General features: G+C 32.4%; 24 protein-coding genes. 17 read left to right on the top strand and 7 right to left on the bottom strand.

Annotated features, from left to right (window positions below):
• The first annotated feature begins 56 nt into the window (after positions 1-56).
• From ACFWU4_RS02380 to ACFWU4_RS02435, 12 genes are all read left to right on the top strand, one after another.
• Positions 57-551, top strand: coding sequence for a F0F1 ATP synthase subunit B (locus tag ACFWU4_RS02380; RefSeq protein WP_411124493.1), 495 nt, complete (start codon positions 57-59; stop codon positions 549-551).
• Positions 552-556: 5 nt separating this feature from the next.
• Positions 557-1,093 carry an ATP synthase F1 subunit delta gene (atpH, locus tag ACFWU4_RS02385; RefSeq protein WP_411124495.1) on the top strand — a complete coding sequence of 179 codons (537 nt, stop codon included), beginning with the start codon at positions 557-559 and terminating at the stop codon, positions 1,091-1,093.
• A 27-nt stretch (positions 1,094-1,120) separates the two neighbouring features.
• The gene (atpA, locus tag ACFWU4_RS02390; protein ID WP_411124497.1) at positions 1,121-2,701 is read left to right on the top strand and encodes a F0F1 ATP synthase subunit alpha; all 1,581 of its coding nucleotides are present in this window, start codon (positions 1,121-1,123) and stop codon (positions 2,699-2,701) included.
• Between the two features lie 48 nt (positions 2,702-2,749).
• Positions 2,750-3,610, top strand: coding sequence for an ATP synthase F1 subunit gamma (gene atpG, locus ACFWU4_RS02395; RefSeq protein WP_411124499.1), 861 nt, complete (start codon positions 2,750-2,752; stop codon positions 3,608-3,610).
• Positions 3,611-3,851: 241 nt separating this feature from the next.
• On the top strand, positions 3,852-4,385 hold the full coding sequence (locus ACFWU4_RS02400; RefSeq protein WP_411124501.1) for a hypothetical protein: 534 nt from the start codon (positions 3,852-3,854) through the stop codon (positions 4,383-4,385).
• A 115-nt stretch (positions 4,386-4,500) separates the two neighbouring features.
• The gene (locus tag ACFWU4_RS02405; protein WP_411124503.1) at positions 4,501-5,958 is read left to right on the top strand and encodes an oligosaccharide flippase family protein; all 1,458 of its coding nucleotides are present in this window, start codon (positions 4,501-4,503) and stop codon (positions 5,956-5,958) included.
• A 10-nt stretch (positions 5,959-5,968) separates the two neighbouring features.
• Positions 5,969-6,718 (top strand): DUF6090 family protein, encoded by a 750-nt coding sequence (locus ACFWU4_RS02410; protein WP_411124505.1) that lies wholly within the window; start codon positions 5,969-5,971, stop codon positions 6,716-6,718.
• A gap of 95 nt (positions 6,719-6,813) precedes the next feature.
• Positions 6,814-7,248, top strand: coding sequence for a dUTP diphosphatase (gene dut, locus ACFWU4_RS02415; protein ID WP_411124507.1), 435 nt, complete (start codon positions 6,814-6,816; stop codon positions 7,246-7,248).
• A gap of 145 nt (positions 7,249-7,393) precedes the next feature.
• Positions 7,394-8,413 (top strand): sugar nucleotidyltransferase, encoded by a 1,020-nt coding sequence (locus tag ACFWU4_RS02420; protein ID WP_411124509.1) that lies wholly within the window; start codon positions 7,394-7,396, stop codon positions 8,411-8,413.
• 124 nt (positions 8,414-8,537) lie between these two features.
• The gene (locus tag ACFWU4_RS02425) at positions 8,538-9,899 is read left to right on the top strand and encodes a tetratricopeptide repeat protein (protein WP_411124511.1); all 1,362 of its coding nucleotides are present in this window, start codon (positions 8,538-8,540) and stop codon (positions 9,897-9,899) included.
• Positions 9,900-9,935: 36 nt separating this feature from the next.
• Positions 9,936-10,736, top strand: coding sequence for a DUF4292 domain-containing protein (locus ACFWU4_RS02430; RefSeq protein WP_411124513.1), 801 nt, complete (start codon positions 9,936-9,938; stop codon positions 10,734-10,736).
• Complete coding sequence (locus ACFWU4_RS02435; protein WP_411124515.1) at positions 10,736-11,959, top strand: murein hydrolase activator EnvC family protein; 1,224 nt, start codon at positions 10,736-10,738, stop codon at positions 11,957-11,959. Before ACFWU4_RS02430 ends, ACFWU4_RS02435 begins: the two co-directional genes overlap by 1 nt.
• A gap of 5 nt (positions 11,960-11,964) precedes the next feature.
• Here the strand turns inward: ACFWU4_RS02435 and ACFWU4_RS02440 are convergent, their stop codons facing one another.
• Together ACFWU4_RS02440 and ACFWU4_RS02445 are read right to left on the bottom strand one after the other, a co-directional pair.
• Positions 11,965-12,474, bottom strand: a complete 510-nt coding sequence (locus ACFWU4_RS02440) for an acyl-CoA thioesterase (RefSeq protein ID WP_411124517.1) — start codon at positions 12,472-12,474, stop codon at positions 11,965-11,967.
• A 61-nt stretch (positions 12,475-12,535) separates the two neighbouring features.
• Positions 12,536-13,474, bottom strand: a complete 939-nt coding sequence (locus tag ACFWU4_RS02445) for an SPOR domain-containing protein (RefSeq protein WP_411124519.1) — start codon at positions 13,472-13,474, stop codon at positions 12,536-12,538.
• 106 nt (positions 13,475-13,580) lie between these two features.
• Between ACFWU4_RS02445 and dprA the strand changes: the two genes are divergently transcribed.
• On the top strand, positions 13,581-14,684 hold the full coding sequence (dprA, locus tag ACFWU4_RS02450; RefSeq protein ID WP_411124521.1) for a DNA-processing protein DprA: 1,104 nt from the start codon (positions 13,581-13,583) through the stop codon (positions 14,682-14,684).
• Here dprA and trpS read toward each other — a convergent pair.
• A complete protein-coding gene (gene trpS / locus ACFWU4_RS02455; protein WP_411127212.1) occupies positions 14,681-15,652 on the bottom strand; it encodes a tryptophan--tRNA ligase in 972 nt (323 codons plus the stop codon). The genes dprA and trpS overlap by 4 nt on opposite strands.
• Positions 15,653-15,775: 123 nt before the next feature.
• Here trpS and ACFWU4_RS02460 point away from each other — a divergent pair, with 123 nt between their 5' ends.
• A complete protein-coding gene (locus ACFWU4_RS02460) occupies positions 15,776-16,537 on the top strand; it encodes a lysophospholipid acyltransferase family protein (protein WP_411124523.1) in 762 nt (253 codons plus the stop codon).
• A 57-nt stretch (positions 16,538-16,594) separates the two neighbouring features.
• Here ACFWU4_RS02460 and ACFWU4_RS02465 read toward each other — a convergent pair whose 3' ends face one another.
• The 4 genes from ACFWU4_RS02465 to recA form a co-directional block, all read right to left on the bottom strand.
• A complete protein-coding gene (locus tag ACFWU4_RS02465; protein ID WP_411124525.1) occupies positions 16,595-18,169 on the bottom strand; it encodes a hypothetical protein in 1,575 nt (524 codons plus the stop codon).
• 2 nt (positions 18,170-18,171) lie between these two features.
• On the bottom strand, positions 18,172-18,717 hold the full coding sequence (locus tag ACFWU4_RS02470) for an RNA polymerase sigma factor (protein ID WP_411124527.1): 546 nt from the start codon (positions 18,715-18,717) through the stop codon (positions 18,172-18,174).
• A gap of 30 nt (positions 18,718-18,747) precedes the next feature.
• Positions 18,748-19,161: a hypothetical protein gene (locus ACFWU4_RS02475; protein WP_411124528.1), complete on the bottom strand. Its 414-nt coding sequence runs from the start codon at positions 19,159-19,161 to the stop codon at positions 18,748-18,750.
• A gap of 98 nt (positions 19,162-19,259) precedes the next feature.
• Positions 19,260-20,264, bottom strand: coding sequence for a recombinase RecA (gene recA / locus ACFWU4_RS02480; RefSeq protein WP_411124530.1), 1,005 nt, complete (start codon positions 20,262-20,264; stop codon positions 19,260-19,262).
• A gap of 663 nt (positions 20,265-20,927) precedes the next feature.
• On the opposite strand from recA, the gene ACFWU4_RS02485 reads away from it, so the two are divergent.
• From ACFWU4_RS02485 to ACFWU4_RS02495, 3 genes are all read left to right on the top strand, one after another.
• Positions 20,928-21,998, top strand: coding sequence for a rhodanese-related sulfurtransferase (locus ACFWU4_RS02485; protein WP_411124532.1), 1,071 nt, complete (start codon positions 20,928-20,930; stop codon positions 21,996-21,998).
• A gap of 149 nt (positions 21,999-22,147) precedes the next feature.
• Positions 22,148-23,332 carry a stage 0 sporulation family protein gene (locus tag ACFWU4_RS02490; RefSeq protein WP_411124534.1) on the top strand — a complete coding sequence of 395 codons (1,185 nt, stop codon included), beginning with the start codon at positions 22,148-22,150 and terminating at the stop codon, positions 23,330-23,332.
• Positions 23,316-23,822: a gliding motility lipoprotein GldH gene (locus ACFWU4_RS02495; protein WP_411124536.1), complete on the top strand. Its 507-nt coding sequence runs from the start codon at positions 23,316-23,318 to the stop codon at positions 23,820-23,822. Before ACFWU4_RS02490 ends, ACFWU4_RS02495 begins: the two co-directional genes overlap by 17 nt.

Raw genomic sequence — 23,822 nt, forward strand, 5'->3', positions numbered from 1 at the left:
GTAACGGTTGGTTGCTTCTGTATTTTTAAAATTTAAGTTATTTTAAAAAAAACAGAATGGATTTAATTACACCTGAATTAGGATTAGTCTTTTGGACGTTAATTACATTTTTAATATTACTTTTTATACTAAGAAAGTTTGCATGGAAACCTATCCTTGGCGCTGTTGAGGAAAGAGAAGATGGCATCAAAGATGCTTTAGCGTCTGCTGAAAAAGCAAAACTAGAAATGCAAAATCTTCATGCAGATAACGAACGTATTTTACAAGAAGCACGTGCTGAGCGCGAAGCGATGTTAAAAGACGCTCGTGATATGAAGAATAAGATTGTTGCTGATGCAAAAGACGAAGCACAAGCCCAAGCAAGTAAAATGATTGAGCAAGCTCAAGTAGCAATAGAAAGTGAAAAGAAAGCAGCTATGGCAGAATTAAAAAGTCATGTTGCAGGTTTATCATTAAGCATTGCTGAAAAAGTAGTACGTGAAGAATTATCTAACAAAGACAAGCAATTAAAATTGGTTGAAGATATGTTGGGTGAAGCAACTTTAAACTAAGATAGATGTCAGGATCAAGAGCAGCAATACGTTATGCAAAAGCAGTTTTAAGCTTAGCAACAGATAATAAATCTGCTGAAGTGGTCAATGGTGATATGAAATCTATCACTAATGCTATTTCTCAGAGTGAAGATTTAAGTCAAATACTTCAAAGTCCTGTAGTAAGATCTTCAGATAAGAAAGCGGTATTAACATCAGTATTTAAAGACGCTAATGTTGCTACAACGAATCTTATAGACACTTTAATTTCAAATAAAAGACTAGCACTTTTAAATGATGTAGCTGCTAGTTTTACTCAGTTGTATGATCAGATGAGAGGAACACAAGTAGCAACTGTTACTACGGCGATACCTCTAAGTACTGATTTAAAGACCAAAGTATTGGCTAAAGTAAAAGAACTTACAGGTAAGGAGGCAGAAGTTGAAAATATAATAGATGAAAGCATTTTAGGTGGTTTCATTTTGCGAGTTGGTGATATTCAGTATAATGCTAGTATCGCTAATAAACTCGATAAATTAAAAAGAGAATTTACATTAAATTAAGATAATATCTATCTAATATAAATAAAGATGGCAGAAGTAAAACCAGCTGAAATATCAGCAATCTTAAAACAACAACTTTCAGGCTTCGAAGCAGGAGCTTCATTAGACGAAGTAGGAACAGTATTAACTGTAGGTGATGGTATTGTGCGTGCTTACGGATTAGCTAATGCTCAATATGGAGAATTAGTTGAATTCGAAGGAGGTGCAGAAGGTATCGTACTTAACCTTGAAGAAGATAACGTAGGTATTGTACTTTTAGGTACTTCAGTAGGAGTAAGAGAGGGCTCTACAGTAAAACGTACAGAACGTATCGCATCTATTAAAGTAGGTGAAGGTATTGTTGGTCGTGTTGTAGATACTTTAGGTAACCCTATAGATGGTAAAGGACCAATTACTGGTGAAACCTATGAAATGCCTTTAGAGCGTAAAGCACCAGGTGTTATTTATAGAGAGCCGGTAACTGAGCCAATGCAAACAGGTATTAAAGCAATTGACGCTATGATTCCTGTGGGTAGAGGACAACGTGAATTGGTAATTGGCGATCGTCAAACTGGTAAAACAGCTGTTTGTATTGATACTATTATTAACCAAAAAGAATTTTACGATGCGGGTGAGCCTGTATATTGTATCTATGTTGCTGTAGGCCAAAAAGCTTCAACAGTAGCTTTAATTGCTAAAACTTTAGAAGAAAAAGGAGCTTTAGCTTATACAACAATAGTAGCTGCAAATGCATCAGATCCTGCTGCAATGCAGGTATATGCACCAATGACTGGAGCATCTATTGGGGAATATTTTAGAGATACTGGTAGACCAGCTTTAATTGTATTTGATGATTTATCAAAACAAGCCGTTGCTTACCGTGAGGTATCTTTATTACTAAGACGTCCTCCTGGACGTGAGGCATATCCTGGTGATGTATTTTATTTACACTCAAGATTATTAGAGCGTTCTGCAAAAATCATTAATAATGATGCAATTGCCAAAGAAATGAATGACTTACCAGAGTCATTAAAGCCATTAGTAAAAGGTGGTGGTTCTTTAACTGCATTACCAATTATTGAAACACAAGCAGGTGACGTATCGGCATACATCCCAACCAATGTAATTTCTATTACAGATGGTCAGATTTTCTTAGATGGTGATTTATTTAACTCTGGTGTACGTCCAGCAATTAACGTGGGTATTTCTGTATCTCGTGTTGGTGGTAATGCACAGATTAAATCAATGAAGAAAGTATCTGGAACATTAAAATTAGATCAAGCTCAGTACCGTGAATTAGAAGCGTTTGCTAAGTTTGGATCAGATTTAGATGCAGTTACTTTAAATGTAATTGAAAAAGGAAAGCGTAATGTTGAAATTTTAAAGCAAGCGCAGAATGATCCTTTTAGAGTAGAAGATCAGGTTGCTATTATTTATGCAGGTTCTAAAAACTTATTAAGAGATGTTCCTGTAGAGAAAGTAAGAGAATTTCAAAGAGATTACCTAGAGTTTTTGAAAGCTAAGCATAGTGATGTTTTAAGTACTTTAAAAGCTGGTAAATTAACTGATGAGGTTATTGATACATTAACAAATGTGGCAAAAGATCTTTCAGGAAAATATAGAGCATAAAACCTTAATGTCATTCTGAATTTGTTTTCAGAATCTCAATAATAGACTATGGCAAACTTAAAAGAAATACGTAACAGAATATCATCAGTATCTTCAACAATGCAGATTACTAGTGCCATGAAAATGGTTTCTGCTGCTAAGTTAAAGAAAGCTCAAGATGCTATTACTGCTATGCGTCCTTACTCTAATAAGTTAACTGAGTTACTTCAAAGTTTAAGTGCAACTTTAGATGCAGATTCTGGGAGTAAGTATTCTGTTCAAAGAGAAGTTAATAATGTTTTAATAGTTGCTATTACTTCAAATAGAGGGTTGTGTGGTGCTTTTAACTCTAACATTATAAAACAGACGAATGTTTTAATAAACGATGTTTACGGCGACAAGAACGTCTCTGTACTAGCTATTGGAAAGAAGGCAAATGATGCTTTTGTAAAGCAGAATAGAGTTATAGCTAACAAAAGCGAAGTCTTTGATGATTTAACCTTTGATAATGTTGCTGATATAGCTGAGATGCTTATGGAGAAATTTGCTGAAGGTGATTTTGATAAAATTGAATTAGTATATAACAATTTTAAAAATGCTGCGACACAAATTGTAATGACTGAACAGTTTTTACCAATCGTGCCGATGGAAGGGGAAGCTAATACTAATTCAGATTATCTTTTTGAACCATCTAAGCAAGAAATTGTTGAAGCATTAATTCCTAAATCATTAAAAACACAATTGTTTAAGGGCATAAGAGATTCTTTTGCTTCAGAACATGGTGCTCGTATGACAGCGATGCACAAGGCAACAGATAATGCAACTGAGTTGAGAGATCAACTTAAGTTAACATATAATAAAGCAAGACAAGCGGCTATTACTAACGAAATCTTAGAGATTGTTGGTGGAGCTGAAGCGCTTAATAATTAAGAATAAGTCAAATTTTAAATTGAAGTTGAAGTATTGAATAACTACTAAATTTCTGTCACAACAGAAGACTTTTTATAAAATTCAAAAAACCTAGCTATCATCAGCTAGGTTTTTTCTTGTCTTAACATCTCAATTAAGAATACACCTACAAAATAAATCTCTTCATCGTTATATAACGAATTTTAAGGTGATTATTACAGTTTTTGTATATATTGCCATTCCAAATCTTAACCTATATCCCATGAGACTACTTAAAATGGCTACCTACGCCATAATTTTCGGAGTTATTTTATCAACGACTTATCAATGTGCAAGTCCAAAAGCAACTACAGCTACTTTCGAGGAGCAAGCACCATTTAAAGTTAAACCCGCTTACTTTCAAGAATGGTATGCAGGTATTAAAGTTGGTGGAACAGGAATCAATATATTTCTTCCCATTACCGATATTGCTAAAAATGTTCAAATTGATCAAGTTTACTTTAGAAACCTTAAAGGAAAATTAACTAAGAAAAATGGTAAATACTATGCTCTGCTTAAGAACACTTCACAAAATTACACTTTTACGAAGTCAGAGGCACCTGCAGATTATCCATTTGTAATCGGTGATAACGAGTGTGCTATTAGTTATAAAGAAAACGGTGCCACTAAATACATTAAGGTTATAGGTTTAAATGAAGTGGCGGGTACCTATTATGAAAACGGACCACCATCGATTTACACTAAAAGTGAATCAACTGGTATGGCATCTTTAGATGATGAGGAAGACGATAATTAGAAATTATAACATTACATACATTTTAAGCCTTACATTTAGTAAGGCTTTTTTATTTCATCGAACCAAAAGACCCATTAATATTTAATACTTTTGGGTGACATTATAATTTATTAGATTGAGCGGATTCAAATCACTTTTTAAGCAAACATTTATATATGGTTTAGCAACTGTATTACCTCGAATGTTGAGTTTTATTTTAGTTCCGCTTTATACCAACCCAGAGGTATTATCTGTAGAAGAGTATGGTCGTGTTTCCTTTATATTTGCCTATTTTGTCCTTTTTAATGTGGTATTGGCCTACGGCATGGAAACTGCTTTTTTTAGATTTTTTAATAAGGAAGATAATCAGGAAAAAGTGACTAGTACTTCCGCGATTTCATTAATTATTAGTTCATTTGCATTATTAGGTATCGCTTTTCTGTTTAGACATCAAATTTCCTTATTAATAAATATAAATCTAAAGTATCTCAACTTAGTTTTTATTATTCTTTTATTCGATGCTTTAGTTATTATTCCGTTCTCTTGGTTACGAGCAACTGCAAGACCTATGCGTTATGCAGTGATTAAAATTTTTAATGTGGCTGTCAATTTAGGACTCAGTATTTTCTTCCTTTTGTATTTGAAAGATTTAGCAGAAGGGAATTCATTTTTTAATAGTATTTATGAAGCAGATTTTGAAATCAGTTATATTTTTCTTTCTAATGTAATTGCTAGTGGATTAACATTACTTCTATTGCTTCCGTTTTACAATAAAATCAAATTTAAATTTGATATTGCGTTATGGAAAAAAATGATGCGTTATGCCATGCCAGTACTTATTGCAGGTATCGCTTACTCTGTAAATGAAACCTTCGACCGTATTTTATTAGAAAAGTTATTACCAGCAGATGTAGCCGAAAAGCAAATAGGAATGTACTCAGCCTGTTACAAACTGGCCGTGTTTATGACCTTGTTTGCAACCGCATTTCGTCTAGGTATAGAACCTTATTTTTTTAGTCATTCCAAATCAGTAAACCCACAAAAAAATTATGCTAAGATTTTAGAGTATTTTATTGCTTTAGGTTCAATTATTCTTTTAGTTGTCGTTGTTTTTGCAGATCTTTTAAAGCCTTATATTATTCTAAGTGAATCTTATTATGAAGCCATGTGGATTTTACCTTTTATTCTTTTGGCTAACTTTTGTTTAGGGATATATCATAACCTCTCAGTTTGGTATAAAATTACGGATCGCACTAAATTCGGTGCCTATATTTCAATATTTGGTGCTGTCATAACATTAATTCTAAATTATATACTAATTCCTATTATAGGTTTTAAAGGCTCTGCAATAGCGACGTTATCTGCCTATGCACTTATGATGTTAGTCTCATTTTACTTAGGAAAAAAATATTACCCGATTCCCTATAACCTAAAAAAAATAAGCTTATATCTATCGATTTCCATTCTATTCTCGTTCATATTTTTCTATAACTATCGCGAGAATTATATTATAGGAATTACAATGTTAATCGTATTTTTGGGTATCGTTATTCTATTGGAAAAGAAGCAACTAAAACAAGTCTTAAAAAGCTGAATTATTATTAATGATTAAATTCTTCAATAAAATAAGAAAGCAAATGCTCATTGAAAACAAAATGGGTCGCTATCTCAAATATGCTATCGGAGAAATCATTCTAGTAATGATAGGGATTTTGTTAGCATTACAGGTCAATACATGGAATAACAATAAAGAACTTAAAAAAGAAGAACAGAAAATTATTAAAAGCTTACTTGGGGAATTTAAAGAAAACCTCGAGAAATTCGATATAGCTTATAAGTTTCATCAAAACCGTAAAAAAGGAATGGAGTACTCACTATTAGCAGATTTAAAGCCTTTATCTGCTGATAGTTTAATTTCAATGCTACAGAAGGTAAATGGTAATTATACGTTCGATCCTTTCCAAGGCATTTATAATTCTGTAATTAACTCGGGTAAAATAGAGTTAATATCTAATGATGCTTTAAAAAGTAAAATAGCCAGGCTTCAAGACTTAATTAGAGATTATCAAGAAGAAGAAAAAGGATCTCAATTGACTTCAACACAAAGCCTCTATCCTTATGAGGTAGGACAACCTTTATTTAGTTTCAGATATTTAAAAAGTGATGGTAATAATGAAGAAGCATTAGAAATTAAAAAAAATCTTATTAACTTTTTCGAATCTCAACAGTATAATAACATAATTCTTCAATTAAGCGGTTGGATGAGACCTATTTTTGAAGAAGGCCCAGTTTTAAGAGGAGAAATGGTATCAATAATTAATTTATTAGAAGAAGAAATCGACAAACATAAATAGAATAATTTGTCCCCTCGAGCGCAGTCGAGAGGTTACTTTAGAAGTAAGAAAGATATAATTAGTTCTCGACTGCGCTCGAACAGACAGAAAGAAACATGAAAATTAAAATAATAAACAAATCAAGACACGATTTACCACATTACGAAACCATAGCCTCAGCTGGTATGGATTTACGTGCAAGCATAACAGAATCTAGAATTCTTAAACCATTAGAACGTACCATAGTTGGTACAGGCTTATTTATAGAATTGCCAATAGGGACAGAAGCACAAGTAAGACCAAGAAGTGGTTTAGCTGCGAAAAAAGGAATTACAGTTTTAAATGCACCAGGAACAGTAGATGCTGATTATAGAGGGGAGATAGGAGTTATCTTAGTAAATTTGTCTAATGAAGACTTCACTATAAATAATGGTGAGCGTATTGCTCAGTTAGTCATTGCAAAACACGAACGTGCTGAATGGGAAGAAACAAAAGAATTATCCTCAACTGAAAGAGGAGAAGGTGGTTTCGGAAGTACTGGTGTCAAATAAAGAGAATGTCCGGTCGTGTATTAACGAGATTGAAATATATTTTGATTGAAGTTAGCTTACGAAGTAAGTCGAGACCTTAAACATAAAATAAAGTTTAACAATAAATAGATTTCCACTTTTTTGGAAACAAAATACAAGTTTTTCGATGAAAATAATAGTCCCAATGGCAGGCAGAGGATCTCGCCTTAGACCACACAGTTTAACAGTACCAAAACCATTAATCCCAGTTGCAGGTCAACCCATTGTACATCGTTTAGTAAAAGATATTGCTAAAGTATTAAAGCAACCCATAGAGGAAATCGCTTTTGTTTTAGGAGATCCAGCATTTTTTGGAAATGATGTGGTTGAAAGTTTAACTGAACTTGCAGAAGGTTTAGGAGCAAAAGCATCCATTTATAGACAAGACCAGCCTTTAGGAACTGGCCATGCCATTATGAGTGCAAAACCATCTTTATCTGGTCCTGCAGTAATTGCTTATGCAGATACGCTGATTAGAGCTGAGTTCGATTTAGACCCAACAGCTGATAGTGTTATTTGGACAAAGCGTGTTGCTAACCCAGAGGCCTATGGTGTAGTGAAGTTAGATGAAAACGAAAGCATTGTTGAGTTGGTAGAAAAACCAGAAAGCTTTGTAAGCGACCAAGCTGTAATAGGTATTTATTATTTCAAAGATGTTGCTGTTTTAAAAGAAAAGCTTCAAGAGATATTAGATGAGAATATTATGAATGGTGGGGAATATCAAATTAATGACGGTATTAAACGTATGATGGCTGATGGTAGAGTTTTTAAAACAGGCTCTGTAGATGAGTGGATGGATTGTGGAAACAAGAATGTAACACTCGAAACTAATGCTAGAATGTTAGGATTTTTAACTTCAGATAATGTTGAGCAATTAGTACATGATTCAGTAATATTAGAAAACTCAAACATCATTGAGCCATGCTTTATCGGAGCAGGTACAGTTTTACGCAATACATCAGTAGGACCAAACGTTTCTATTGGGAAAGATTGCGTATTAGAAGACTCGAGCGTTAAAAATAGCCTAATTCAAAACCAAACAACTATTAAAAACGCTAATTTAGACGAAGCCATGATTGGTAATCATGTAAAGTATAATGGTAACTTCACTAAGATTAGTATTGGTGATTATACACAAATGGAATAAAAATTAGTTGTCATTTCTGCACAGTCGGGAATCTTATCTAAGTTTGGAATAACTTTTGAAAACTATAATGTCATTTAGAGCTTTTCAACTGTCGCGCAAGACAAGATAAAGCGAAGAATCGTATATGAAATTGAATAAAAAAATAGCAAGACTTTCAATAGCACTTCTTTTAGTGCCGATGCTTACTATTGCCCAAGTCAATTTTAACAAACCGCCAGACGACGACTTAGGAAATGTAGAAGACGAATTTCAAGAACATTTTTTCGAAGCCATAAAACAAAAAGGAATAGAGAATTATGATCGAGCCGTTGAATCACTGTATAAGTGTCTAAATTTAGACAGTAAAAGACCAGTGATTTATTTTGAACTAGGTAAAAACTATAATAAACTTAAAAATTTTGGTGCGGCAGAGGATAACCTCAAAAAAGCCATAAGTATGCAGCCAGATAATGAATGGTTTTTAGATGAGCTTTATGATGTTTACTTTCAACAAGACGATATTAACAACGCTATAAAAACGATTAAACAACTGGTTAAATATCATCCAGATTACAAAGAGGATTTAGCAGCACTTTATATTAGGGAAAAACGCTACAAACAAGCCTTAGATCTTTTAGATGAACTCGATGAAGAGTTAGGTGTTAGCGAACCCAGAGACAACATGCGTAATGATATTTATAGTATTACAGGTAATGCAGATGATCGTATAGAAAATTTAGAAGAACGGATAGCTAATAACCCTAATAATGAAGAAAATCATTTAAAACTAATTTATAGATACAGCCAAACAGGTGATAAAAAGAATGCTTATAAAGTAGCTAAAAATCTCTTAAAAATAAAGCCAGACTCTAAATTTGTCCATTTAGCATTGTATAAATTTTATTTGCAAGATGATAAAGTTGAAGAAGCAATTAGTTCTGTAAAAATTGCATTAACAAGTCCAGTTATAAATGCAGACGCGAAAGCAAAAGTTCTAAAGGATTTTGTTTCATTTGTAGCTAAAAATCCAGAATACGAAAGTGATTTGGTTGATATCACAGCACTCATTGATGATAGTAAAGATGCTCAAACTCATGAGGATTTAGGTAGATACTATCTCAAAGCAGGCGATAAAGTAAAAGCATTAGCTAATTTTAAAGACGCTTTAAAACAAGACCCTAATGACTTTAAACTCATTAAAGACGTATTATTACTTCAATTAGATGTTGAGGACTTTAAAGCCGTTGTAAAAGACAGTGGTGACGCGTTAGAATTATATCCTGCACAACCAATCTTGTATTTGGTTAATGGAGTAGCAAATAACAAACTTGGTAATAGCAAAAAAGCGATTGAGAATCTCGAAATGGGATTAGATTTCTTAATTGACAACCCAAATATGGAAAGCGATTTTTACTCTGAGTTGAGTTTGGCCTACAAAGCACAAAATAATATTAACAAATCTGAGACGTTTGCTAAAAAGGCACAAGCCCTAAAAGCACAACAATAACAAATTCCTGCGAAGGAAGGAATCTCAAAGAATAGAATGAGAAAAGAACAAAATAATAAAACGATTCAATTTACAAAAGTCATCTCAGTACTCATTTTGATGCTATTTCTAACAAATTGTAAATCAGCTAAAAGTGTTATTGCTTCTGGTGAAGCCAGTAATAATCTATCTGCCAAGCAAGTGATTAAGCAACATCAAAAGAATGATGCATATTTTAAAACTATGCAAGCTAGAGTAAGAATAGATCTAATCCAAGGAGATAAAGAACAAGGTTTAACTTTTAGTTTTCGGATGGAAAAAGACAAGGTGATTTGGTTGAGTGCACCATTGGGTCTAGCAAGAATGATGATTACACCAGAAAACGTTCGATTTTATAATAAACAAGACAACGAATATTTTGATGGTGATTATGCCTTACTTAGTGATTTTGTAGGTATAGATTTAGACTTCAATAAAGTTCAGAATATATTATTAGGTCAGGCTGTTTTTGGTCTGAAAGATCAACCACATACGGTTTCAGTTAATGAAAATTCGTATGCGCTGCAACCTAAAAATCAGAGTACACTTTTAGAGTTATTTTATTTAATTAATCCATCGCATTTTAAGATGGATAGTCTGCAATTAACACAGCAATTAAAAAAACGCATTCTTCAAGTAGATTATAAATCTTATCAAGATGTAGATAAACAAGTTTTACCAAAAGACGTTAGGATAATAGCGGTAGACAATGCTGATGAAGTGGCAATTAATTTAGAGTTTAAGTCAGTATCTTTAAATCAAGAGTTGCGATTTCCTTTTAATATACCAGAAGGCTATAAAGAAATAGTAATAAAATAATGAGTTCTAAACGATTTTATATTCTTTTTGTTGTTGGGTTTTTAGCTTCCTCTACATCATTATTTTCACAGAGCGACAAGCAGAAAAAACTAGAAGCACAGCGTCAGCAAGTTTTAAAAGAAATGAAGCAGATAAATGCTTTATTATACTCTAAAAAGAAAGAACAAAAATCTGAAATTACACTAATTGAAAATCTTAATGCTAAAGTTAGTGCAAGAGAAAACCTTATTAGAATAACTAACCAACAAGCCAATTTACTTACACGACAGATAAATTCTAATCAAAAAGAAATTACAAGTTTAAGAACGCAATTACAAGAGCTTAAAGATGATTATGCAGCTATGGTAGTAAAGTCTTATAAAAGTAAATCTGAGCAAAGTAAAGTGATGTTTTTATTGTCTTCAGATAATTTTAAACAAGCGTACAAAAGGCTTCAATATATTAAACAATACGCTAATTATCAAAAGGAACAAGGCGAATCTATAAAGACAAAAACTACAGAATTACAAGCGTTAAATATTCAGTTATCTAAGCAAAAAGAAGATAAACAAAAACTAATTGAAGAAAATAGAATAGCTAAGCGTGAGTTAGAAAAAGAAAAACAACAACGCGAAATATTAATGGCTTCTATAAAGTCTGACATGAGTAAATTTTCAGCACAGATTAAAAAGAAACGACAAGAAGCAGATCGTATAGATAAAGAAATAAATAGATTAATTAGAGAAGCTATTGCTTCTTCTAATAAAAAAGCAGGAAAAAAGACATCTACAGGTAAGTTTGTTTTAACACCTGAAGCTAAAAAATTAGCATCTAATTTTCAAGCTAATAAAGGTAAACTAGGATGGCCAGTGTCTAGAGGTGTTATTAAGGGTAAATTTGGAAAAACCCGCTCTTTAATCGATAATACTGTTGAGGTAAATAACTCTGGTGTAAAAATAGCAACAGAGAAAGATGCCGAGGTTAAAGCAGTATTTAATGGTGTGGTACACAAGTTGTTTATCGTTAAGAATGCTAATTCTGGGATTATGATTCGCCATGGTAATTATTTTACAGTGTATTACAACCTTTCCAAAATTTATGTAAAATCGGGTCAAAAAATAAGTACAGGCGAAGTAATTGGGCAGGTATTTACAAGCAGAGTAAATGGGGAAAGCTTATTAGACTTTAGACTATTTAAAGACAAGCAGAAACTTAATCCGCAATATTGGTTGTCTAAGTATTAAAATCTCTATTCAAAAAGCGCTTTTAACTCAGTAGCATCATCAGGCTTTATTTTCCCAGCTAAAAGTAAACTCAATTGTTTACGTCTTAGTGCGGCATCAAAACGTTGTCTTTCTAATTCAGTTTCAGGCACTAGTGCAGGTACTTTTACAGGTCTCCCAGTTTCATCTACAGCAACAAAGGTGTAAATAGCTTCATTAGCTTTAATGCACTCTCCAGACTCTCTGTCCTCAATCCAAACGTCCATATAAACCTCCATAGAGCTTGTAAAAGCACGAGAAACTTTTGCTTCAATCATTACAACACTGCCTAATGGCACTGATCTATTAAAAGCAACATGATTTACTGAGGCAGTAACAACAATCCGTCTAGAATGACGTCTTGCGGCAATACTTGCGGCACGATCCATTCGAGCAAGCAACTCGCCACCGAATAAATTATTAATAGGATTCGTTTCACTAGGTAAAACTAAATCAGTAACTATTGTTTTAGACTGAAAGGCAGTTCTTGATTGCATAAAGCTTTAAAATTTATGCAAAGATAAGATGCTTTTGGGTAAATAAATAGATAAGAAAAGGTTAATCGAGCTTCTTAATTAATAACCAAGCATCTCTGTTATGTTCGCGACGGATTTTATAAAGGGCGTTTTGTGCTTCTGTTCTTGTTTCAAAACTAGAATAAACCACTTCATGCAAACCATAACGATTAGTCCCAATTTTTCTGGCTTTGTAACCTTTAGCTCTAAGCTGCTTTATTTTTTTATCTACATTAGCTTCAACTCTAAATGCGCCAGCAACAATATGGTAGTTGCCAGTTTGTTTCTCTAATGAAAGTGTAGCAGCAGGCAAGGGGTTACTAATAAAGAAAGTAGCTTCTTGTACTTTTGCATCTAGCTGAACATTAGCCTCTTCTTGCGCTAACTGATTGTGAGTTTCAATAGAATTGTTATAATAGTTAGCACCAAAATATCCACCTAATCCTAAAACAATAACTGCAGCCGCAGCGTATTTATACCAATTAGTATTAGATCGCTTTTCTGGTGTAAAAGCTAAAGGTGTCGTTTCTTCAATAGCTTCTACAATATGTTTATGGGTTTCGCGTTTAACATCGACTGATGTGAAATGAGATAAACCAAAGGAAGTCGTTAGATAGTTAATACTGTTAGTAGGGTTAAAAACTATATTGCCTTCTGCATTTAAAACTAATTCGCCAATATTTTTAAACTGTATTGTTTCTCCTTGTATTAAATAAGATTTAATAGCTTTTACTTGCTTAGAAACTTTCACAATAGCAGTATTATAAGGGATTTTTTCAATTTCGGCAATATAATTTCCTAGTAAACCATCATTACCTTGTAATTGTTCATTAAACGAGAGCACTTTTTTTGGAGGGTAAAATGTATGTGTTGAATCATGAACCTTAGCTGAAACACGATTAGTTAAAAATGCACCAAACTCTGGCACTGTAATACAGTCGTACCGATAAAGCAAATCACTTATGTATGTTTCTAATTGCATAGTTGAACAAAGTTAAAATTTTTTGAAAACGATAAAAGTTTGAAAGGATTTAGTTATTAACATCAAAAAAATTAGTTTCTTGTAATCTTTAAATCAATGTATTAAAATGACAGATCAGCAACTAATTTTTGCTTTAGCCTTACAACACGTGCCAAAAATTGGCGGTACAACAGCTAAAAAGCTTATTAATCATTGTGGATCTGCGGAAGCTGTCTTAAAAGAGAAAAAATCTAATTTATTAAAAATCGATGGCATTGGAACTATCACTATTGAGGGGTTGTTTAACAAAACGCACCTTGAAGATGCGGAAAATGAATTACGATTTATTAAGGAGAATGATATTATTACTCATTATTTTACTGAAGATAGTTATCCTGAAAAACTAAAACATTGTATCGATGGACCACTAGTATTATTTCAATCTGGGAATATTGATATAAAACAACAACGTATTATAAGTATAGTTGGTGCTCGAAAAATTACCACTAGTGGTATTGCCTTTTGTGAAAAATTGGTAGAGACCTTGTCAGCTTATAATCCCATTATAGTTTCAGGTTTTGCTTACGGAACTGATATTACGGCGCATAAAGCAGCTGTAAAACATAAGCTACAGACCATTGGTTGTTTGGCTCATGGCCTTAACCAAATTTATCCTAAGGTGCATAAAAAGTATGTAGCTGATGTTGAAAAATATGGCGGATTTTATACCGATTTTTGGAGTACAGATGCTTTTGATCGGAATAATTTTTTAAAACGAAACAGAATTATTGCTGGTCTTAGCGAAGCTACGATTGTAATAGAGTCCGCTGAAAAAGGTGGTAGTTTAGTAACAGCAGATATAGCGAACTCCTATAACAGAGAGGTGTTTGCTGTACCTGGGCGAACAACAGATAGCCAAAGTGTAGGTTGTAATAATCTTATAAAGTTTCAGAATGCACATTTATTGTCTAACCCTTTAGATGTTCCGTATATGCTCAACTGGGAATTAGAATCTGATAAAAAACCAGCAGTACAAAAACAACTATTTGTAGAGTTAGAACCTGATGAAAAAATAATATATAATTTTCTAAAAACTAATAATAAAGAAGTATTAGATGTTATTGCTATAGAATGCGAAATGCCAACCTACAAAATAGCAGGTATTTTACTTAATATGGAACTGAAAGGTGTTGTAAGGCCTTTACCTGGAAAGTTGTTTGAGGTTATTTAATATCCAACTTTATCTCTAACACGCTTCAAAACATCATCTGCAACAATCTTAGCTTTAGCAGCACCTTTAGCTAAAGCAGTATCAACCTCGTTAAGATTATTCATATAATAGTTATAACGTTCTCTAGGTTCAGCAAAACGCTCCAAAATCAATTCATATAAAGCTTGTTTAGCATGGCCATAACCATAATGACCAGCTTCGTAATTAGCTTTCATTTCAGTTATTTGACTATCTGATGCTAATAAACTATAAATAGCAAAGCAGTTACAATTTGCCCAATCTTTAGGGTCTTCTAAAGGCGTGCTATCTGTTGCAATAGACATTATTTGTTTGCGCAGTTTCTTTTCTGGTAAGAAGATATTAATGATATTACCTTTACTTTTGCTCATTTTAGCACCATCAGTGCCAGGAATTAACATGGTATCTTTTTGTATATCTGCTTTAGGTAAAACAAAGGTTTCACCGCCCATTTTCGCATGGAAACGCGAGGCAACATCACGAGTCATTTCAATATGTTGCTCTTGGTCTTTACCAACAGGAATGATCTCAGCGTCATACAATAATATATCAGCTGCCATCAACATTGGGTAGGTAAATAAGCCACCATTAACATCGTCTAACCGATCTGCTTTATCCTTAAAACTATGTGCTAACTCCAAACGTTTAAAAGGAAAGAAACAGTTAAGGTACCATGATAATTCAGTAACTTGTGGTACATCGCTTTGTCTGTAGAAAACAGTTTTTTCAATATCTAATCCGAAAGCCATCCAAACTGCCGCCGTAGAATAGGTGTTATTACGTAAGGTTTGAGCATCTTTAATTTGGGTTAAAGAATGTAAATCTGCAATAAATAAATAAGAGTCATTAGCTTTATTTTCTGCTTGTTCAATTGCTGGTAAAATTGCACCTAAAATATTTCCTAAATGTGGTGTTCCTGTACTTTGTATGCCTGTTAGTATTCTTGCCATGTTTACCTCCCACGAAAGTGGTAGTCTCATTAAATTAAACTTAATTTTTAAACGAAGTACAAAGTTAATTTTTTTGATAGAACTATAAGACCGTATTTAATTTAAATACTTAGTTTTGAAAAGATGAAGATTTTTAAATATCCATTTTGGGTTTTATATCGTATTTGGTTTTACATTCTTGTGTTAATACCTATTATCGTACTTTTTCCTATGTTAATTATTTCTATCTCTAGAGAACAATGGTATCCTCTTTTTTTTCGATTGGCTCGTATTTGGTCTAAATTTATTTTAATAGGTATGGGTTTTGGCTATAAAATTTATAGAGAAGAACCTCTTGAGCTTAATAAAAGCTATATGTTTATTGCTAATCATACATCCATGGCGGATATTATGCTAATGTTAGTAGCCTCTAAAAATCCTTTTGTATTTGTTGGCAAACAAGAGCTTGCTAAGATTCCTTTATTTGGTTTTTTTTATAAGCGCACATGCATTTTAGTTGATAGAAGTAGTGCAAAAAGCAGGCAGGCTGTTTTTCTTAGAGCCCAAAGGCGCTTAAAACAAGGACTTAGCATATGTATTTTTCCCGAAGGAGGAGTTCCAGACGAGGCGATTTTATTAGATAGTTTTAAAGATGGTGCTTTCAGATTAGCTATTAATCATCAAATCCCAATAGTGCCAATTACATTTTATGATAATAAGAAAAGATTTTCTTATACTTTTTTTAGTGGAGGACCTGGTAAAATGAGAGCAAAAATTCATAAATTTATAAAAACGAAAGGCTTATCCTCTGAAGACACGAAGAACTTAAATTCAAAGTCAAGAGCTATTATTTTTAATGAACTAACTAATATTAAAAAAAATAAAAAGCTACCCAACCACGAGTAGCTTTTGTTATTATTGCATTCATCATTGCTTTTTGCGTTTGCAATAACCTAATCTAACCTAAAACTTAAAACTTAATCCTGTATATACTCCAATAAAGAATGGCCTAAAATCGCCAGATGTATTATTAAAAGTATTTATTTGATACTTGAACTGAGGTTCAAGATTTATATTCCATTGTTTAGACAAGTTATAATTAAAGCCCAATCCAAAGTTGGCACTAAAACTTGTAGAGTTAATATTACTTGCTTCACCAATTAAGGTTGTTGCACCGTTTAAGTCAGCATAAATTTCATTCTGATTTAGAAAGAATGTACTAAACCCACCTATGACATTAACTCCGAATTTTTTATCTAATAATCGATACTCTAACTCCAATGGCACTTCGATAAATCCGAAACGTTGATCTAAATCTCCAGTTATTTTGGCATTAAAAATTTCAGGGGTTGATGCTCTGTTTAAAACGACATTACTTACAATTGATACACTTGCACCTTCCTTAAATTTTATATTTCCTTGAGTTTCAGAATTCCTTGAAGCCGTTGAAGACCCTGAAAATGCTAAAACATCAGAAGTTGTGTAATTAAGGTTAACACGATTAACACCAGCACGCACTTTTAGTTTTTTAGAAAGAGCGTAACTACCAGTAATACCGTAACTCATATTAATATCACTACTTTTCGTATTACCATTAAATTGGTTGTGTATTGGAGAACCTTCGCCTAGAGAGGCAAAATAAACAGGCGCAACATTAGGCGCAATGCTCCACCTGTTTTCTTCTTCTTCTTTTTCTTCTTCAATAATATTTTTCTGAGCAGCAATAGCTTCCTTTAGAGATTCTTTTTCGAGATTCTCTATTATTTCATTTTCTTTATAATTTTCTGCGATCTTCTCACTAGATGTTTTTTTGTTAGAAGATGTTGTATCTATTTTATTAGAATTTTCAGCAACTGCCGAATTATTTTCTTTAACGCTATTTTTGATTGTAGATTTTAGTTCTTTATCATTTACTAATTTGGAAGTATTATTATTTTTTGAGTTGTTAGTTTTATTGTTTGATGCTAAGCCTACATCCTTATTTTTATTAGTAGATTTTTGTAGATTGTTTTGATTATTTAGCGAAGAAGACTTTGCACTTTTATTAGTTGCATTAACTACAGCCTTATTATTAGGATAGTTCTTTGGGGAAGTTAGAAAATTAGAGTTATCTTTCTCCTTATGAGAATTTTCCATTTGCCTTTCATCCTTCTTAGATTTATTATTTTTATCCGACCCTACTAATTCTAACTTCTCAGAATTAAGTGTTTCTTTAATTTTATCCTTGTTGTTTTTAGAAGGAGTGTTTGTAACTTCGTTTTTATTATTTTCAGTCTCACTATTATTTTTAGTGTTAACGATAGTATTATTTTCTGTTGTATTATTATCAGAATTAAAAACAGGGATGCCAATAGTAAGTAGCAGTGCTATTGTGGCTGCAACACCACCGACTTGCCACCATATAGGTATAACACGACGCTTTTTCTTCTTGTTAGGAAGACTTTCGCTTATGCGATTCCAAACAGCATCGTTTGGTGCAACTTCAAAATCTTTAAACTTTTCTTGAAAAAGCCTATCTATATTTTTCTTTTCGTTCATTATTATAATGATTGCGAATTTAAATTCGCTTTATAATCTTCTATTTTATCTCTTAAAATTAATCTAGCTCTAGCTAAATTAGATTTTGAGGTTCCAGTAGAGATATTAATCAATTCACTTATCTCTACATGAGAATAGCCATCTAAAACATATAGATTAAAAACTAATCTGTATCTATCTGGCAATTCTTGAATGATTCCTAATAAAAAATCAATACTTAAATTATCATCATTTAAATCTACAGAGACATCTTCAATATTACCTTCATTTATAATGTCATAAACTCCAACGTCTTGTCTATAGCGTTGCAATGATGTATTTATTGCTATACGTTTTAACCAACCTTCAAAAGAACCTTTATTCTTATACTGACTTATTTTACTAAATACAGTTATAAACGCGTCATGCAGATTATCCTCTGCTTCAGCATAATTTTTAGAATACTTAAGACAAAGTGAAAACAATTTACTTGCATATTGCTTGTATAATTGACTTTGAGCTTCAGCATCTTGTTTTATGCAATTTTTAATGAGTCCTTCTAAACTCAAATTAGTGTTGGTTAGTTAATTTTTCGATTATTATTCTACAACAGGCACCTCAACTAGTAAGTATTGATCTTGCCCTTGTCCATCTGATCCTTGATAAAACTTAAATACATAAGTTTCTGTAGAAACAACTACTAAATCAAAATTAACAGTTATAAGTTCTGGTACTTCATTGCATTCTATGTTTGTATAAACTGTATTTACAACAGCAACCGTTCTTTCATTGTCGTCGATTCCATAAATAAAATCATTAAACTCGTAACAGTCATTTGGTCTGTTATATGATACAGATATTTCATAGGTTTCTCCATGAATAAATTCTTCAGGCACCTCAACACTTTGTATAGGTACTATTTCGAAGAAAAAATTTTGAGAATCATCATCTTCAATATTACAAGATGTCATTGTTGCAAAAATTAGCGCAGCAAAAATTATTATTCTTTTCATTACATAAGTATGTTTAATTATTATATAGATGCCGAAAGTGTAAAAGGGTTGCGTCTAAAAATAAAAAAATCCTGTTTTTAACAGGATTTTTTTATAACTTACTGATTATCATTTATTAAGGATCGAACTTTTTCTTCTAATTCATCCATTAAATCTGGGTTATCTTTAATTAAGGCTTTAACAGCATCTCGGCCCTGGCCAAGTTTTGTATCTCCATAGCTAAACCAAGAACCGCTCTTTTTTACAATCTCATGAGCTACTGCTAAATCTAATATTTCACCTACTTTAGAAACTCCTTCACCGTACATAATATCAAATTCTGCAAGTCTGAATGGTGGAGCTACTTTATTTTTAACAACTTTTACTCTAGTTTTATTACCCATTACATTACCATCCGTGTTTTTAATCTGCGTAGAGCGACGAATGTCTAAACGAACAGAGGCATAAAACTTTAGCGCATTACCACCAGTAGTAGTTTCTGGGTTTCCAAACATTACACCAATCTTTTCACGTAATTGATTTATGAATATTACTGTACAATTAGTTTTACTAATGGAGGCTGTTAATTTTCTTAATGCTTGCGACATTAAACGTGCATGCAAACCCATTTTAGAATCTCCCATTTCACCTTCAATTTCACTTTTTGGTGTCAAGGCCGCTACAGAATCAATAACCACAATATCAATTGCTCCTGATCTTATTAAATTATCTGCAATTTCTAAGGCCTGTTCTCCATTGTCTGGCTGAGAAATAATTAAGTTATCAATATCAACACCGAGGTTTTCTGCATAAAAGCGGTCAAAAGCGTGTTCTGCATCAATAAATGCTGCAATACCACCAGCTTTTTGAGCTTCAGCAATAGCGTGTAAAGTCAAAGTGGTTTTTCCAGAAGATTCTGGACCATATATTTCAATAACTCTTCCCCTTGGATAGCCACCAACGCCTAAAGCAATATCTAAACCTAAAGAACCAGAAGGAATAGCATCAACATCTTCAATTGCCTGATCGCTCATTTTCATTACAGTTCCTTTACCATATGCTTTATCTAGCTTGTCTAAGGTTAATTTTAATGCCTTTAGTTTTGCTTCTTTTTCACCACTCATTTTATTCTTTATTTGTAATTATTGTATCCTCAAAAATACCACTTATTTTACTTTTTTCAATTTTATAACGCAACCATTTAACAATTTTTACATCTATCTTTTAAATGGCATAGAGAATGCCGTTAGAATTATTAATCCTAATTCAAATTCCGAAAAATGAAATTTTTTCAAAAAACTATTTTTAACTCCACCATTGGCGTTTCTGTAACAATCTGCTTAAATGGTATTTGTAAAGCAGATGGAGGCTAACTTAAATAAAATAGATAAATATATTTTTTATTAATTAAGAGTTAGTCCTCAAAAAAGCACCTTCTAAATTTAGCAAGGTGCTTTTTTGTTACAGTCAAAAAAATAATTTTTCAATTTATGACGCAACCCTTTTACACTTTTTACATCTACTAAATGAAAAAGGAAAAAATTGCTATTAAAAGTTAAGAAATTAGGAGCTGTGCCAGTTCTTCTTTTCTAACTTTTACAGAGTAAAAGACGTTTGGCTGTTGATTTTTTTTTCGACAGCCATGTAGTCGATGTAGCTCTTTTTTAAATTAGTTTTAAGTTAGTAGTTGTTAGAAAAGCACTCTGAAATATTTCAGAGTGCTTTTTTTAATACAATTTCTACAAAAATAATACCTTTGTGCTTTAAACTTAAAACATTAGTATAGCATGCAACTGTACAATAACCTAAGTGCTAAAGAAAGAGCAGAACTAATTGAAAAAGCTGGTAAAGAACGCTTAACAATTTCTTTCTACAAGTACGCCAAAATTGGCAATACCGAAATTTTTAGAAATCATATGTTTCTTTCTTGGGATCAGTTAGAGGTCTTAGGCAGAATCTATGTCGCTAATGAAGGAATTAATGCCCAACTTTCTGTACCTGCAGAAAATTTTAAATTTTTTAAAAATCACTTAGATACCATATCATTTTTAGAAAATGTAAGACTAAATGTTGCTATTGAGCATAATAATTTCGCCTTTTTAAAACTCAAGGTAAAAGTGCGTAATAAAATCGTTGCGGATGGTTTAAATGACAAAACATTTGACGTTACTAATAAAGGAGTACATGTAAATGCAGAAAAATTTAATGAACTCATAGAAGATCCAAGCACTGTTTTGGTGGATATGCGTAACCATTATGAAAGCGAGATAGGACATTTTAAGAATGCCATTACTCCAGATGTAGATACGTTTAGAGAATCCTTAGATTTAATTGAAGAAGATTTAAAAGCTCATAAGGAGGATAAAAAACTTGTAATGTACTGTACTGGTGGAATTAGATGTGAAAAAGCCAGCGCGTATTATAAACACAAAGGTTTTAAAAATGTATTTCAGTTAGAAGGTGGAATTATCAACTATGCAAGACAAGTAGAGTCTAAAGGACTTGAAAACAAATTTATAGGTAAAAATTTTGTTTTTGATGAACGTCGTTCTGAGCGCATAAGTGATGATGTTATATCTAATTGCCATCAGTGCGGCAAACCTGCAGATATGCATACCAATTGTGTAAATGAGGCTTGCCATTTACTGTTTATTCAATGTGAAGAATGTAAAGAAAAGATGGATAATTGTTGCTCATCAAATTGTCAAGAGATTATAAAACTATCTTACGAAGAGCAAAAAGCCTTGCGAAAAGGACAAGGAAATAGTAACGATATTTTTAAAAAAGGTAGGGCAGACCATTTACCTTATAAAAAAGACTTGAGAAACATTTTCGAAACATTTAAACCAAAAGACTAGATTATATTTTTAGAAAGCTCATATTTTTTTAAAAAGACTAAAAAAACACACGGTTATTTAACTCAAGAAATAATCTTATCTTTACTCATTAATAAATTATGAATCCTTATATCTAGCATTTACTGTTTAGATTTAATATATAAAATTTTATGGCTTGTAACAGTTGCTCAACTGGAGAAGATGGCCAACCAAAAGGATGCAAAAACAATGGTACTTGTGGTACCGATAGCTGTAATAAGCTAACTGTTTTTGATTGGTTAGCTAATATGTCGCTTCCTAATGGACAAGAACCTTTTATAGGTGTCGAGGTGCGTTATAAAAATGGAAGAAAACAATATTATAAAAATTCTGAAAATCTAACTTTAAGCATTGGAGATATTGTAGCTACTCAGGCAAAATCTGGCCATGATATAGGTATGGTTACGCTAACTGGCGAATTGGTTCGTGTGCAGATGAAGCGTAAAAAAATCAACATTGAAGATGCAGAAAATGTTTTAAAAATTTATAGAAAAGCATCTCAAAAGGATATTGATATTTGGTCTAAATCTCGTGACAAGGAAGAGCCAATGAAGGTTAAAGCGCGTCAGTTTGCTATAGATTTAAGCCTTAAAATGAAAATTTCTGATATAGAATATCAAGGAGATGGCAGTAAAGCAACATTTTATTATACAGCTGAAGAGCGTGTAGATTTTAGAGAATTAATAAAAGTTTTTGCGCGTGAGTTTAGAACACGAATAGAAATGCGTCAAGTTGGCTTTAGGCAAGAAGCAGCGAGACTCGGCGGAATTGGTTCTTGTGGGCGAGAGCTATGTTGTTCCACTTGGTTAACCGATTTTAGATCTGTAAGTACATCTGCAGCACGTTATCAGCAATTATCTCTAAATCCATTAAAACTAGCTGGTCAATGCGGAAAACTTAAATGTTGTCTCAATTATGAATTGGATGCCTATTTAGACGCATTAAAGGCTTTTCCTAAAAATGACACAAAACTTTATACAGAAAAGGGTAATGCTGTTTGCCAAAAAACGGATATTTTTAAGGGTCTTATGTGGTATGCTTACGAAGGAGAATGGATGAATTGGCATATTATTACTACAGAACAAGCCAATGAAATTATTGCAAAAAATAAGAAAAAAGAAAAGGTTGCGAGCCTAGAAGAATATGCTGCTGAGCATATACAAGACACTAAAACTGAATTTGAAAACGTTGTAGGTCAGGATAGTTTAACACGCTTCGATAGTCCAAAATCCAAAAACAAACGTAAAAACAATAGGAATCGTAACAAAAATAGAAACAGAAACCGTAATCAGAAGCAAAATGCTAAGAAAAAATAGCAGGCTATTACTTTCAATTTTAGGTATACTTTTAATTACTAGTTGTGATTCTAAAGCTGTTTATGATGTTTATAAAACAGTTCCGAGCGAATGGAATAAAAATGACATAGCTAATTTTAAATTTAAAGCTCCAGATACAATTAATAACTATAGTCTATTTATTAATTTGAGAAATAATAACGATTATAAATTCAATAATTTATTTCTTATTGTAGCCTTAAACTACCCAAATGGTAAAGTAGTTAAAGATACATTAGAATATAAAATGGCTGCGCCTAATGGTGAATTGCTAGGTGAAGGTTTTTCTGATATTAAAGAAAATAAATTATGGTTTAGAGGTTATAAGGCACCATTTAGATTTAGTGAAGATGGAGAGTATGAAGTTAATATTGAGCATGCTATGAGAGATAATGGGGATGTTAATGGCATTATAAATTTAGAGGGTATAACAGATATTGGTTTTAGAGTAGAACATGCTTTAAAAAATTAA

The organism is Winogradskyella sp. PE311 (assembly GCF_046545555.1).
Taxonomy (GTDB): domain Bacteria; phylum Bacteroidota; class Bacteroidia; order Flavobacteriales; family Flavobacteriaceae; genus Winogradskyella.

Excerpts from the sequence above, each read along its gene's own strand:
- atpA (WP_411124497.1), top strand. The coding sequence starts at position 1,121 with ATGGCAGAAGTAAAACCAGCTGAAATATCAGCAATCTTAAAACAACAA.
- ACFWU4_RS02435 (WP_411124515.1), top strand. The coding sequence starts at position 10,736 with ATGAGTTCTAAACGATTTTATATTCTTTTTGTTGTTGGGTTTTTAGCT.
- ACFWU4_RS02445 (WP_411124519.1), bottom strand. The coding sequence starts at position 13,474 with ATGCAATTAGAAACATACATAAGTGATTTGCTTTATCGGTACGACTGT.
- ACFWU4_RS02440 (WP_411124517.1), bottom strand. The coding sequence starts at position 12,474 with ATGCAATCAAGAACTGCCTTTCAGTCTAAAACAATAGTTACTGATTTA.
- ACFWU4_RS02410 (WP_411124505.1), top strand. The coding sequence starts at position 5,969 with ATGATTAAATTCTTCAATAAAATAAGAAAGCAAATGCTCATTGAAAAC.
- atpG (WP_411124499.1), top strand. The coding sequence starts at position 2,750 with ATGGCAAACTTAAAAGAAATACGTAACAGAATATCATCAGTATCTTCA.
- ACFWU4_RS02495 (WP_411124536.1), top strand. The coding sequence starts at position 23,316 with ATGCTAAGAAAAAATAGCAGGCTATTACTTTCAATTTTAGGTATACTT.
- ACFWU4_RS02430 (WP_411124513.1), top strand. The coding sequence starts at position 9,936 with ATGAGAAAAGAACAAAATAATAAAACGATTCAATTTACAAAAGTCATC.
- ACFWU4_RS02465 (WP_411124525.1), bottom strand. The coding sequence starts at position 18,169 with ATGAACGAAAAGAAAAATATAGATAGGCTTTTTCAAGAAAAGTTTAAA.
- ACFWU4_RS02460 (WP_411124523.1), top strand. The coding sequence starts at position 15,776 with ATGAAGATTTTTAAATATCCATTTTGGGTTTTATATCGTATTTGGTTT.
- recA (WP_411124530.1), bottom strand. The coding sequence starts at position 20,264 with ATGAGTGGTGAAAAAGAAGCAAAACTAAAGGCATTAAAATTAACCTTA.
- ACFWU4_RS02420 (WP_411124509.1), top strand. The coding sequence starts at position 7,394 with ATGAAAATAATAGTCCCAATGGCAGGCAGAGGATCTCGCCTTAGACCA.
- atpH (WP_411124495.1), top strand. The coding sequence starts at position 557 with ATGTCAGGATCAAGAGCAGCAATACGTTATGCAAAAGCAGTTTTAAGC.
- trpS (WP_411127212.1), bottom strand. The coding sequence starts at position 15,652 with ATGGCAAGAATACTAACAGGCATACAAAGTACAGGAACACCACATTTA.
- dut (WP_411124507.1), top strand. The coding sequence starts at position 6,814 with ATGAAAATTAAAATAATAAACAAATCAAGACACGATTTACCACATTAC.
- ACFWU4_RS02380 (WP_411124493.1), top strand. The coding sequence starts at position 57 with ATGGATTTAATTACACCTGAATTAGGATTAGTCTTTTGGACGTTAATT.
- ACFWU4_RS02475 (WP_411124528.1), bottom strand. The coding sequence starts at position 19,161 with ATGAAAAGAATAATAATTTTTGCTGCGCTAATTTTTGCAACAATGACA.
- ACFWU4_RS02490 (WP_411124534.1), top strand. The coding sequence starts at position 22,148 with ATGGCTTGTAACAGTTGCTCAACTGGAGAAGATGGCCAACCAAAAGGA.
- dprA (WP_411124521.1), top strand. The coding sequence starts at position 13,581 with ATGACAGATCAGCAACTAATTTTTGCTTTAGCCTTACAACACGTGCCA.
- ACFWU4_RS02485 (WP_411124532.1), top strand. The coding sequence starts at position 20,928 with ATGCAACTGTACAATAACCTAAGTGCTAAAGAAAGAGCAGAACTAATT.
- ACFWU4_RS02400 (WP_411124501.1), top strand. The coding sequence starts at position 3,852 with ATGAGACTACTTAAAATGGCTACCTACGCCATAATTTTCGGAGTTATT.
- ACFWU4_RS02425 (WP_411124511.1), top strand. The coding sequence starts at position 8,538 with ATGAAATTGAATAAAAAAATAGCAAGACTTTCAATAGCACTTCTTTTA.